This is a genomic window from Streptomyces sp. NPDC059355 (assembly GCF_042752335.1).
Taxonomy (GTDB): Bacteria; Actinomycetota; Actinomycetes; order Streptomycetales; family Streptomycetaceae; genus Streptomyces.
The window spans coordinates 40,561-53,080 of record NZ_JBHYXN010000041.1; the positions used below are offsets into that span (position 1 = coordinate 40,561).

Below are 12,520 nucleotides of genomic sequence, written 5' to 3' on the forward strand. Positions count from 1 at the left end.
GGCCACGTCCGCGGAGGACGGGCCCGGGGCCACCGGGAAAGCGGGAACTGGGGAGTGCCGTCGAAGTGGCGTCGGCCGCCCGGAAGGGCGGCCCCGCCGACCAGACGGGACTTCGACGAAACGACCTAGCTCCAGCTGGCGTGGAGGGGCTTGCCCTCGGCGTAGCCGGCTGCCGACTGGACGCCGACCACGGCGTTCTCCTCGAACTCCGCGAGGGAGCCCGCGCCCGCGTAGGTGCAGGAGGAGCGGACGCCCGCGATGATCGAGTCGATCAGGTCCTCGACGCCCGGACGGGCCGGGTCCAGGAACATCCGCGAGGTGGAGATGCCCTCCTCGAACAGGCCCTTGCGGGCCCGGTCGTACGCGGACTCCTCGGAGGTGCGGTTCTGCACGGCGCGCGCCGACGCCATGCCGAACGACTCCTTGTAGAAGCGCCCGTCGGCGGACTGCTGCAGGTCGCCCGGGGACTCGTACGTCCCCGCGAACCAGGAGCCGATCATCACGTTCGACGCGCCGGCGGCCAGCGCCATCGCCACGTCGCGCGGGTGGCGGACGCCGCCGTCGGCCCACACGTGCTTGCCGTACTTCTTCGCCTCCGCCGCGCACTCCAGCACCGCGGAGAACTGCGGGCGGCCCACACCGGTCATCATGCGGGTGGTGCACATGGCGCCGGGGCCCACACCGACCTTGATGATGTCCGCGCCGGCCTCGATGAGGTCCTTGACGCCCTCGGCGGCCACGATGTTGCCCGCCACGATCGGGACCTGCGGGTCCAGCGCGCGCACGGCCCTGATCGCGTTGATCATCGACTCCTGGTGGCCGTGGGCCGTGTCGATGACGAGCGTGTCCACGCCCGCGTCGAGCAGCTGCTTGGCCTTCTGCACGAAGTCGCCGTTGATGCCGACGGCCGCGGCGATGCGCAGCTTGCCCTCGGCGTCGGTCGCCGGGGTGTAGAGGGTCGCGCGCAGCGCGCCCTTGCGGGTGAGGAGGCCGACGAGCCTGCCGTCCTTGTCGACGGCGGGGGCCAGCTTGCGGTGGCCGGCGTCGAGCTTGTTGAAGGCCTCGCGGGGGTCGATGTCGGCGTCGATGAGCAGGAGCTCCTTCGACATGACCTCGGAGAGCTGGGTGAAGCGGTCCACGCCGGTCAGGTCGTGGTCGGTGACGACACCGACCGGGCGGCCGTCGGCGTCGACGACCACACCGGCGCCGTGGGCCCGCTTGGGCAGCAGGGACAGCGCGTCGGCGACGGTCTGGGTGGGCGCCAGCGTGATCGGGGTGTCGAGCACGTGGTGGCGGGTCTTCACCCAGGAGATGACGTCGGTGACGACCTCGATCGGGATGTCCTGCGGGATGACCACGATGCCGCCGCGGCGGGCGACCGTCTCGGCCATGCGGCGGCCCGCGATGGCGGTCATGTTCGCCACGACGAGCGGAATGGTGGTGCCGGTGCCGTCGGGCGAGGAGAGGTCCACGGCCTGGCGGGAACCGACCGCGGAGCGGCTCGGCACCATGAACACATCGTCGTACGTCAGGTCGTACGGCGGCTTCTGGTCATTGAGGAAACGCACGTGCTGAACATCCCAGTCGATCGAAGGATCCGGCTGCGGCCCCGGCGGGCGGCCGAGGAAACGCACGTACTTCATTCTCCCACGGCCCGGCATCAATGCCGCCCGGGCTGATCGTCCAGGACACACCGGGCCCTGTGGTCTGTTCCTACGGGACGGTCGGCCGTTGTCAGGGGACCTTGGTCCTCTCACGATGCACCGGACCGGGCCGGTGCGCCAGGGGCAGGACCGATCCTCCGTACCGGGCCGCGGTGAACTCGGCCGCGATCGACAGGGCCGTCTCCTCGGGCGTGGCACCGCCGAGATCCAGTCCTATGGGCGAGCGCAACCGGGCGAGCGCGGCCGGTGGCACCCCCTCGTCGCGCAGCCGCCGCTCGCGCTCGGCGTGCGTGCGCCGCGATCCCATGGCCCCGACGTAGCCGAGGGGCATCCGCAGGGCGAGGGCCAGCAGCGGTACGTCGAACTTGGCGTCGTGGGTCAGGACGCAGACCGCCGTACGGGAGTCCACCCGGCCCGCCTCCCATTCCGCGGCCAGGTGCCGGTGCGGCCAGTCCACGACCACCTCGTCGGCGTCGGGGAAGCGGGCGGGCGTCGCGAAGACGGGCCGGGCGTCGCAGACGGTGACCCGGTGCCCCAGGAAGGCCCCGATCCGGGCGAGGGCGGCGGCGAAGTCGATGGCCCCGTAGACGATCAGCCGGGGCGGTTCGGCGGCGGATTCGACCAGCAGCGTCAGCGGCTGCCCGCACAGCCCGCCCGCGGTGCCGAGTTCGGCGGTACCGGTCCGCCCGGCCAGCAGCAGGTCCCGTACGTGCACGGCGGCGGCCCGGTCCAGGGCCGCGCCCCCGCCCAGGCAGCCCTCGTAGGATCCGTCCGGGTGGACGGCGAGGGCCCGGCCGAGCTGCGGCGGCGGGCCGGAGACCACCCGGGCCAGCGCGGCCCGGGCCCCGCCGGCGGCGGCCTCCAGGACGGCGCCGAGGACGGGCCGGACCGGGTCGTGCCCGCGCACCGGGGTGACGAGCACGTCCAGCACTCCCCCGCAGGTCAGGCCGACGGCGAAGGCGTCGTCGTCGCTGTATCCGAAGCGGTGCACCCCGCCTTCGCCGGAGGTGATGGCGTCGAGGCAGAGCTCGTGCACGGCGGATTCCACGCAGCCGCCGGACAGGGAGCCCAGGGCGGTGCCGCCCGCGTCGACGGCGAGGGAGGCGCCCGGTCCGCGCGGCGCGCTCCCGGTGACGGCGACCACGGTGGCCAGGGCGAATTCCCTGTGCGCGGCACACCACGCGCGTAGTTCCTCGGCGATGTCGAGCATCAGCGGATGTACTCGCGTCTCGCGCTCTGGCCGGGGATCAGCGGCCGCGGCGGCAGCACGGGCGGCCCGGTCCGCGGGACGGGACCGGGCGCCGCGGTGCGCGGGCGGGGAGCCGGAGCCCCGCCGATCGCGGGCCGGGCGGGGCCGGGGAATCCGTCGGGGACCCGGCCGCGGGCGCTGAGCAGCTTCGACGCGTGGGCGACGCTCGCGAGCGTGGCGTGGTGGTGCCAGCCACGGAAGGAGCGGCCCTCGAAATCACGGATGCCTACGGGTTCGCAGGTCTCGGTGAAATCGAGGGATACCCGGTCGGTGAGTTTGGCGAGCAGGAAGAGCTGGGCCAGCGGCCGGTCCCCGATGTTGGTGATCCAGAACTCGGAGGGCAGCAGGGCCGCCTCGGTCCAGGCGCCGACGAGCAGCAGCGGGGTGGGCGGCATCGGTACGGGGCGGTCCTCGCCGGGGGTCGCAAGGATGGCGGCCGAGGTCAGCAGGGTCACTGCCCCTTCGGCCCGGCCGTGCCGGGTCCATTCGACGACGCGCCGCTGGGAGCGCAGGGAGTCGATGAGTTCGCGGGCGGGGGCGGTATGCGGTCCGGGCTTGTGCCGGCCGGCCCCGCCGAAGGAGACGGGCAGCGAGCCGTCGACCTTGAAGACGAAGGGGATGTCCTGCAGGGCGAAGGACTCGATGCTCTGCGGGATGTCGGTGTTGGCGACCTCCATCACCACGGGCCGGCGCTGGAGTTGCCAGGTGGCGGCCATCCGCTGGACGGCGTGTACGGCGTCCAGGGCGGGGGTGAGGGAGCGGGCGGTGTCGGGGATGCCGGCCCGCCGGCGGCGCATCAGCTCGTTCGTCCAGGGCCCCGGGAGGGTGAGGGTCCATTCGACGGGGAAGCCGGCTTCGCTGGAGGCCAGCCAGATGCCGCTGGCCTGCTGGCAGTTGGCGGTGCGACCCAGCTGGGGGACGAACTGGCGGCCGACCCCGACGGAGCGGTCGCCGGCCTTCTCGATGACCATGGGCTGGACCACCCAGGCCAGCGGGCGCTGGGCGGTGCGCTCGAGGTACTGGGCGAGGGAGCGGCGCACCGGGGTCCAGTCCCAGGGGGACTTGCTGATGAACTGCTGGAGGCTCTGCTCGACGGAACTGGCGCCTGTTCCGGCGATGTTACGGATCGTTTTCTTCCCACTGGTCCGCACCAGGCCGTTGAGATAAACGCGGGCCCAGTTTCGCTGGTCCCGCCGGGGTAAGGATTCGAAGAAAAGAGAGATCAGGACGTCGATCAATTCGGAGATTTCCTTCGTGGAATCCTCCGGCGTGACTACGCGAGCCATCTGGGCCTCCCCCGCGACCACTAGATCCAATACCCTACTTGACCGTACAGAACGGCCGTAGGCCCCGGCGGCTACTTCCTGAGGTCGCTCACAGATTCGAGCCGCTCTTCTTCTACCACGAGGGGGATGGGGATCTGGTTCGCCGCATAGTAGAGAGCGATCAGGAAGTGTGCGGCGAGAGTGAGGGGAGCGGAGAAGAAGGACAGGAGAACGGTCAAGGGGTAGGCCACGGCGCCGAGACCGAAGCGCACGCGGGTGGCCCGGGCGCCGTCCTTGTCCACCCGCTCGTGGAACAGGTGGCCGACCCGTGTGACGTACCACCAGAAGGCCAGGAACGCCAGCGCGTAGGCGACGGTGACCGAACTGTAGAGGACCGCGGCGGCGTTGGCGGAGCCGCCCTCTTCGACGAGGTGCTCGGCCAGCACGGTGGTGGTGTAGGGAATCACCGACACCACCATCAGCACCAGGAGATTCAGGAACAACAGCGGCCGGTCGACCCGCTTCAGGTGACTGAAGATGGTGTGGTGATTCACCCACATCACACCGATGATGAGGAAACTCACCACGTATGCGGCATAGTGCGGCCACTGCTCCGCCACCCCGTGCCAGAAGTCAGATCCTTTTTCCTCCGGAACCTTGAGTTCCAGAACAAGAATCGTGATGACGATGGCGAATACACCGTCACTGAATGCCTCGACACGCCCGGTTTCGCGTTCCATGACCTCCCCTTTGCCATTTCACAACCCAAGCCTTCCGACCGGCGCCGTCCCTGTCGCCGGAGGGGCTTGTACGTACGGGGAGGGCGCTGCCTTCGCCCTCCCCGCACACGCTACCCAGATATCGCCGGTCAGCCGCCGAAACCGGCGGTCTGGCGCCAGATCCGGCCATCGCGGACCACGAGTGTCCCGAACGCGTGCTCCGGCTCGCCGTTCAGGTTCATGATCGCGCGGTAGAAGATCGTGTCCTCGGTCTCGATGTACTCCTGGAGCTCCACCAGGGTCGGCTTCACGGTCAGGTAGCCCGTGAACGTCTCGCGCACGGCTTCGATGCCGACGGAGACCCCCTCGAAGCGCAACAGCACCGCGTCGTCGGTGTAGTTCTTCATGACCGCCTCGATGTCCAGGGCGGCCAGCGCCTCCATCTGGCGGACGAACACCGGGTGGAGCTTGGAGAGGTCGTACGTGGCCATGTCGACTCCGTTTCAGTGGGTGGAGGTGGGTTCATCAGGTGTTTCGGCGCAGGCGGCGGCCGCGGTGAGCGGCAGCCGGACGACCATCCGGGTCTCGCCGGGACGCGAGCGCGCGGTGATGGATCCGTGGTGGCGCTGGGTCACGATGCGGTAGCTGAGGTGCAGTCCGAGGCCCGTGCCCTTCCCCACGTCCTTGGTCGTGTAGAAGGGCTCGAAGATCCGCGGCAGGGAGTCCTCGGGGATGCCCCGCCCGGTGTCGGTGATCTCCACGACCAGGCACACGCCTTCGGCGCGCACCCGCAGGGTGAGGGTGCCGGCGCCCTCCATGGCCTCGGCCGCGTTGTCGACCAGGTTGGTCCACACCTGGTTCAACTCGCTCGGATAGCCCGTCAGTTCGGGCAGGTCCGGTTCGTACGCACGCACGATGGTGATCCCGGCGAGCTTCGCACGCAGGACGACCAGCGTGTTCTCGATCCCGTCGGCCACCGCGAAGCGCTGTTCGGGTGCCCGGTCGAGATTGGCGTAATCCCGGGTGGCGGCGACGAGTTGGGAGATCCTGGGGCCGGCGGCGCGCAGTTCCGCGGCGAGCGAGCGGATCTCCAGCAGGGCCCCCAGATGGTCCAGGGCGGCGGGCAGGGCCGGCTCGCCGACCCCTTCCAGCCGCTCCAGCAGCCAGCCCAGTTCCAGCCCGAGGTCCGAGATCCCCGAGCCGAGCAGCCCGGGCCGCTCGGTGCCCGCCTCCTCGGCCCAGTCGGCGATCTCCTCCTCGGCGTCGGCCTGGGCGAACGGGTCGGTGGTGACCGGCGGCGGCAGCTTGTCGAGCTCCTCGGCCAGCCGGTCGAACACGGCGCGCTCCGCGCCCGTGGCCGCGGCGCCCCAGGCCTGTGCGGTCCTCGTGAGGCCCTCCAGGGCCGGCGCCAGCTCCTGCGCGGCCCGGGCCACGGCGGCCGCCGGGTTGTTCAGCTCGTGCGCGAGGCCGGCGGCCAGGGTGCCGAGCGCCTCGACGGTGGCCCGCTTGCGGGCCTGCACCTCCGAGGACTTGATCCGCCAGGCCAGCACCGGGATCAGGACGGCCGCCACCCCGTGGCAGCGGGTCAGCATCTCGAAGAAGACCGGCTTCGGGTACGCGACGACGGTGGTCGCCGGCCCGCTCGCCGCGGCGGTGGCCACGTACGCCCCGTCCGTCAGCAGCGGCAGCTCGCCGGTGAAGCGGTGCGCGGCGGACGGCTTCCCGTCGTGCTCCTCGGCGGCGACGCTCTCCTCCTCGGTGGAGTGCCGCGTCAGCACCTCCTCCCTGCCGTCGACGACCTTGGTGACGACCAGCCCGCCCGCGAGCAGGACGTGGAAGCCGGAGGCCTCCTCGCCGTCCCGGAACAGGACCTCCCCGTCGCCGAGGACCCGGGGCTCGGAAACGGAGACCAGCCAGTCTAGCTGGTCCTCGGTGAGCCCGGCGAAGATCTCCAGCCCGAGCAGGGCCGACCGCAGCTCGGCGGCGTCCATGTCGGCAGCCTTCATGTCGTGCTCCCTTCGGCCCGGGTGCGGGCGGCCAGCCGCAGCGTGACGAACAGGGCCAGCGCGCACACCCCGGCGACGGCGGCCATGAAGCCGACCGAGGTGCGGTGCAGACCGTGGATGTTGGTGAGCATTCCGGCGAGCACCGCCGGCACGCTCATCGCGAGGTACGCGAAGACGTAGACGGCGGCGGTCAGTTCGCCCCGGTGCGCCGGTTCGGCGAGCGAGCTCAGCGCCCGGAAGGAGCCGAGGAACGCCGCCCCCCAGCCGCCGCCCAGGACTGCGGTCCCCACGAGGAACACGGGGGCCGAGCGCAGGCCCAGCGCGAGCAGGACCAGGCCCAGCCCGGTCAGCAGCCCGCACAGGCCGAGGACCGCGGTGCGCAGGGCCTCGACGCGGCCCAGCAGCAGCTGGGCCGCGGTGGCGGCGCCCGCGAGCAGGGCCACGGTGGCCCCGCCGACCAGGTAGTTGGAGCTGCCGAGCAGCGAGAGGGCCAGATGCGGCCCGAGCGAGAGGTAGAAGCCGCCGACCGACCAGACGGCGACGATGGTCAGGACGAGGACCGCGAACCGGCCCCGTACGGCGGGCGGGACGTGGATCCGGCGTGCGCTGATGCGCATCCGGCCGCCGGCGCGGGCCTCGGGAGCGCTCTCACGCATCCTGAACACCCCCACCAGCGTCACCGCGAAGGCGGCGATCAGCAGCAGGTAGCTGAGCACGGTCGGGGCGGGCGCGTACTGGACGAGCAGCCCGGCCCCGATCCCGCCGAGCCCGATGCCCACCGTCGGCCCCGCGCTGTTGACCTGGGCGCCGAGCGCCGGCCGTGAGCGCGGGGCGAGTTCGAGCAGGGCGGCGCCCATGGCCCCGGTGGCCAGGCCCACCGCGAGCCCCTGTACGGCGCGGGCGGCGAGCAGCAGCCCGAGCCCCTGGGCCCCGGCGAACAATCCCATGGAGACGATCGCCAGGACCAGGCCGACGCCCAGCACGGGGCGCCGGCCCAGGGTGTCCGAGAGGGACCCGAACAGCAGGAGCCCGATCAGCACGGTGACCGCGTACAGGGCGAAGACCACCGTGATCATGCCGGAGGACAGGCCCCACCTCTGCTGGTAGAGCACGTAGAGGGCGGAGGGTACGGACGAGGAGAGCATCAGCAGGACGAGCACCGCCCCGACCACCCAGAAGCCGGAGCCTCTGGGGGCCGCGGCCGCCTGGGCGGCCGGCCCGGCCGGAACCCCCGTGGTCGTCCTGGACAATTCGGCCACTGCGTCAACTCCCCGTGGTGGGCGGTCAGGCGAGGGCCTGGTCTGCCCTCTGCAGCGCGCGGGCGGCGAGCACCCCCGCGAGGTGGCCGAGGTACTCGGCCGAGGTGCCGCGCCCGGGGACGAACAGCTCCCTGGGCTCGGCGCGGAAGGCCGCGAGCACGGCCTCGGTCGTGTACGGGCCCCCGCGCAGCCGCTCTTCGACCCCGCGCAGCCGCAGCGGATGGGCGGTGGCCCCGGTGACCGCGATGCGCGGCCCGCCGGGGGTGATCCGTACGGCGGTGGCGCACACCGGGTAGCGGGTGGCGCGGTCGGCGGTCTTCTCGAAGGCGGCGGCCCGCCCGGCGGCGGGCATCAGCAGTGCGGTGACCACGGCCGCGGCCGGCGCCCCGCTGACCGCGAACTCCTCGGCGGGCACGGTCCACCGCCCGCCGGGTCCGGCCAGTTCGACCTCGGCGTCCGCGGCGATGGCCGCGACCGGCAGGTCGGTGGCGCGCCCTTGGGCGGCGAGGTTCCCGCCGGCCGTGCCGAGGTTGCGGACCTGGGGGTCCCCGTTGGCCCGGGCGGCGGCCGCCACCTCCGGCGCCTCGGCGAGGACCACCGCGTGGGTGGCCAGCTCGGCGAGCGTGGTCAGCGCGCCGATCCGGATCCCGTCGGCCGTCCGCTCGATGCCGCGGAGCTCTTCGAGGTGGCGTACGTCGACGAGCAGCCGGGCGGTGTCCTGCCCGGTGCGCAGCCCTGGCAGCAGGCTCTGGCCGCCGGCCAGCACCCGGGAGCCCCGGGTGCCGGAGAGCAGGGTCAGGGCCTCTTCGAGGCCGACGGGCCGGACGTAGTCGAACTCGGCGAGGATCACTGGGCTTCCCCTCTCAGGCGGCGCCAGACCTTCTCGGGGGTGAGCGGCATGTCGATGTGCCGTACGCCCAGGTCGGACAGGGCGTCGACGACCGCGTTGACGACGGCGGCGGCGGGCGGGACGGTGGCGATCTCGCCGGCGCCCTTGGCGCCCAGCGGGTTGTGCGGGGTGGGCGTGGTCGTCTTGCCGAGCGTGAAGAACGGCACGTCCGCGGCGCGCGGCAGGGCGTACTTCGTCAGGTCGGAGCTGAGCAGCTGCCCCTGTTCGTCGTATACGGCGGCCTCCATCAGCGCCTGGCCCAGGCCGTGCGTGATGCTGCCCTCGATCTGTCCGAGGACGATCTTCGGGTTGCCGATGTGGCCGGCGTCGTCGACGGCTGTGTACGCCACCACGGCGGTCTCGCCGGTGAGTTCGTCGACCTCGACGACCGCGACGTGCGTGCCGAAGGGGTAGTTGAAGTCCGGCGGGTCGAAGTGGGTGGTCTCGTCGATGGCGGGTTCGATCTCGTGGGGCAGCCCCCAGCCGTACCACATGGCCATCGCCATCTCGGAGAAGGTCTTGGCGTTCTCCTCGTTGCCCTCCTCGTAGACCTTCCCGCCCGCGTAGACGACCTTCTCCTCGGGGACTCCGAGGAACACGGCCCCGGCCTTGACCAGCTTGGCCTTGACCTTCCGGGCCGTGAGGGCGACGGCGGGCGCGGCCATGCTGTAGGAGCGCGATCCGTACGTGCCCTGCCCGTACGGGGCCTTGAGCGTGTCGCCCTCGTACACCTGGACCAGGGCCGGGTCGATCTCGAGCTCGTCGGCGGCGACCTGCGCGAAGACCGTGTGGTGGCTCTGGCCGGTGGAGGCGGAGCCGACGGTGACGGTGACCTCGCCGGTCGGGTGGACGCGGATGTTCGCGCTCTCCCAGGTGCCTCCGAGCATGCCCTCCTTCGACATCCGGGTGGAGGGGCCGACCCCGCAGATCGCGACGTAGGTGGCGATGCCCACGCCGAGCCGCTTGCCGCGGGTGCGGGCTTCGGCCTTGCGGGCGGGCATGTCGGCGTAGCCGGACAGCTCCATCGCCTTGTCGAAGTTCAGCCGGTAGTCCCCGGAGTCGTACGTCCAGCCGAGGCCGTTGTCGTACGGGAACTTCTCGTTCGGCACCAGGTTCTTGCGCCGGACGGAGGCCGGGTCCATGCCGATCTCGGAGGCGAACCGGTCGACGAGCCGCTCCATCAGGAAGGCCGCCTCGGCACGCCCGCTGCCGCGCTGGGCGCCGAGCGAGACGGTGTTGGTGAAGGCGGCGTACACCTCGCAGAAGGCCGCCGGGATGTCGTACATGCCGCTGATGGAGCGTCCCATCAGGGCGGTCGCGACACCGGGGCCGATGGTGGAGGGGTACGCGCCGAGGTTGGCGTAGCTGGTGGCCCACAGCCCGGTCATCCGGCCGTCGCGGGTGCCGGCGAGCACCACGTGCTGGCGGTGGTCGCGGCCCTGGACGGTGGAGTTCATCAGGCCGGTGCGGGTGTCCACCCACTTCACGGGCCGGCCGAGCGCCTTGGAGAGCAGCAGGACCAGCGCCATGTCGGGGTACAGGTACCCCTTGGTGCCGAAGCTGCCGCCGACGGTCGGGGCGATCACCCGGAGTTTGTTGAACGGGATGCCGAGGACCAGTGCGGCGAGCAGGAACCGGTGGTTGTGCGGGCCCTGGGTGGAGGCGTAGAGCGTGTACTCGTCGGTGGCGGCGTTGTAGTCGCCGACGGCCCCGCGCGGCTCGATGGGGCTGTTGATCGTGCGCTGGTTGACCAGGTCCAGCTCCACCTTGACCTCGGCCTCGGCGAGGGCCGCTTCCGTGCGGTCCTTGTCGCCGCAGGTCCAGTACGCGTTCAGGTTGCCCGGTACGGCCTCGTGCAGCTGGGGTGCGCCTTCGGCGAGTGCCGCGTCGGCCCGGGTGACCACGGGCAGCGGTTCGTACTCGACGGCGATGGCGGCCAGCGCGGCGGCGGCCTGGCGCGGGGTCTCGGCGACGACCACGGCGATCGGGTCGCCGACGTGCCGGACGGCGTCGCCGGTCAGGACCGGGCGGGCGCCGGGAAGTCCGTACGGGTGGGGCGGGAAGTGGCTCTCGACCCCGCCGGGGATCCAGATGCAGGGCAGCGGCATCACGTCGGCGAAGTCGGCCGCCGTGGCCACCTTCAGCACGCCGGGCATCTGCTCCGCGGCCTTGGTCTCGATGGAGAGGATCTTCGCGTGGGCCACCGGGCTGCCGAGGATCGCCATGTGGGCGGTGCCCGGCAGGTCGATGTCGGCCACGTACGTGGCCTCGCCGCGCAGCAGCTGCGGATCCTCGCGGGCGTCCAGCGGCTGCCCGAGCAGGCCCGATCCCTGGAGGGGTGCCTCCCCCGTCACTGCGGTCATCTCCCTCACCCCTCCTGGCCGGACGCGGAGGCGGACACGGACGCCGGCTCGGACACGGGCCCGGGTCCGGCGGACGCGGAGACGGCGTCGCTCCCGCTGATCTCCTCGGGTATCTCGGTCCGGGCGGCGGAGCAGGCGCGCTGCACGCCCCGTACGACGCTGTGGTAGCCGGTGCAGCGGCACAGGTTGCCGGTGAGCCACTCGCGGATCTCGGGCTCGGTGGGTGCCTCGCGGTCCGCGGTGTTCTCGACGAGTTCGCCGAGGGCCATCACCATGCCGGGGGTGCAGAACCCGCACTGGGTCCCGTGTTCCTGGCGCAGGGCCTCCTGGAGGCCGCTGAGTTCGCCGCCGCGCGTGGTGACCCCCTCGATGGTGGTCACCCGGGAGCCGGCGGCCGACGCGGTGAGGATCAGGCAGCTCTTGACGGAGCGTCCGTCGAGCTGGACGACGCAGGTGCCGCACTGGCCGGTGTCGCAGCCGACCTTGGTGCCGGTCAGCCCGAGGCCGTCGCGGAGCCGTTCCACCAGCAGTTCGTTCGGCTCGGCCGAGAACTGCTCGGGTCTTCCGTTCACGTTCAGTGAGAGATCCATGCCAGCGCCTGCGCTTCCGTGAGCGGCCGGTTGAAAAGGGGCCCGCCGGGCTGCTGGAGAATTCCCCCGGAGTGCAGCGAGCCGGTGTCGACGGGCGCGAATCCCAAATCCGCGATGATTCCCGCGACGATTTCCTTCGCCTTCTCGTCGTCGCCCGCCGTGAAATGGGCCAGGCGTTCGCCCTCGAACCTGCCAGCGACGGCGAGTGTCTCGAAATGCATGGTGTTCAGGGATTTCACGACCCGGGCGCCGGGATACCACTCGGCGACCGGTTCGCTGGAGGCGCGGCCTCCCAGGTCCAGGGGCTTGCCGCCGCCGCTGAACGCGTTCGTGGCGTCCACCAGCACCTTGTCCTGTACGGCCGTGGACGGCAGGAGCCCCTGGATGCTCGCGTACGGCACCATCAGCACCAGCAGTTCGGCCTGGGCGGCGGGCCCCGGGGGGTGGGCCGCCGGCGGCCCCCCGCCCCCTTAGGCCCGGTAGGGGGCCAACGGACCGGGGGCCCCGGCGGTGGGC

At 72.0% G+C, this 12,520-nt stretch carries 11 protein-coding genes; all 11 read right to left on the reverse strand.

Features of this window, described 5'->3' with window-relative positions:
- Window positions 1-125: 125 nt before the first annotated feature.
- Window positions 126-1,589 (reverse strand): GuaB1 family IMP dehydrogenase-related protein, encoded by a 1,464-nt coding sequence (locus tag ACFXGI_RS30180; protein WP_384713439.1) that lies wholly within the window; start codon window positions 1,587-1,589, stop codon window positions 126-128.
- A 145-nt stretch (window positions 1,590-1,734) separates the two neighbouring features.
- Window positions 1,735-2,874, reverse strand: coding sequence for an XdhC family protein (locus tag ACFXGI_RS30185; RefSeq protein ID WP_384713341.1), 1,140 nt, complete (start codon window positions 2,872-2,874; stop codon window positions 1,735-1,737).
- Window positions 2,874-4,199, reverse strand: coding sequence for an IS701 family transposase (locus ACFXGI_RS30190; protein ID WP_384713344.1), 1,326 nt, complete (start codon window positions 4,197-4,199; stop codon window positions 2,874-2,876). Before ACFXGI_RS30190 ends, ACFXGI_RS30185 begins: the two co-directional genes overlap by 1 nt.
- A gap of 71 nt (window positions 4,200-4,270) precedes the next feature.
- On the reverse strand, window positions 4,271-4,918 hold the full coding sequence (locus ACFXGI_RS30195; protein WP_030871732.1) for a TMEM175 family protein: 648 nt from the start codon (window positions 4,916-4,918) through the stop codon (window positions 4,271-4,273).
- 128 nt (window positions 4,919-5,046) lie between these two features.
- Window positions 5,047-5,388, reverse strand: coding sequence for a nuclear transport factor 2 family protein (locus tag ACFXGI_RS30200; RefSeq protein ID WP_384713347.1), 342 nt, complete (start codon window positions 5,386-5,388; stop codon window positions 5,047-5,049).
- A 12-nt stretch (window positions 5,389-5,400) separates the two neighbouring features.
- Window positions 5,401-6,903, reverse strand: coding sequence for an ATP-binding protein (locus tag ACFXGI_RS30205; RefSeq protein WP_384713350.1), 1,503 nt, complete (start codon window positions 6,901-6,903; stop codon window positions 5,401-5,403).
- Window positions 6,900-8,162, reverse strand: coding sequence for an MFS transporter (locus ACFXGI_RS30210; protein WP_384713353.1), 1,263 nt, complete (start codon window positions 8,160-8,162; stop codon window positions 6,900-6,902). The genes ACFXGI_RS30205 and ACFXGI_RS30210 overlap by 4 nt, the downstream gene beginning before the upstream one ends.
- 25 nt (window positions 8,163-8,187) lie before the next feature.
- Entirely contained in the window at window positions 8,188-9,012 is an 825-nt protein-coding gene (locus tag ACFXGI_RS30215) for an FAD binding domain-containing protein (RefSeq protein WP_384713356.1), read from the reverse strand.
- Window positions 9,009-11,414, reverse strand: coding sequence for a xanthine dehydrogenase family protein molybdopterin-binding subunit (locus tag ACFXGI_RS30220; protein WP_384713359.1), 2,406 nt, complete (start codon window positions 11,412-11,414; stop codon window positions 9,009-9,011). The genes ACFXGI_RS30215 and ACFXGI_RS30220 overlap by 4 nt, the downstream gene beginning before the upstream one ends.
- 5 nt (window positions 11,415-11,419) lie before the next feature.
- Window positions 11,420-12,004 carry a (2Fe-2S)-binding protein gene (locus tag ACFXGI_RS30225; protein WP_384713362.1) on the reverse strand — a complete coding sequence of 195 codons (585 nt, stop codon included), beginning with the start codon at window positions 12,002-12,004 and terminating at the stop codon, window positions 11,420-11,422.
- Window positions 11,989-12,414 carry an NADPH-dependent F420 reductase gene (locus tag ACFXGI_RS30230; protein ID WP_384713365.1) on the reverse strand — a complete coding sequence of 142 codons (426 nt, stop codon included), beginning with the start codon at window positions 12,412-12,414 and terminating at the stop codon, window positions 11,989-11,991. Before ACFXGI_RS30230 ends, ACFXGI_RS30225 begins: the two co-directional genes overlap by 16 nt.
- Window positions 12,415-12,520 lie beyond the last annotated feature (106 nt).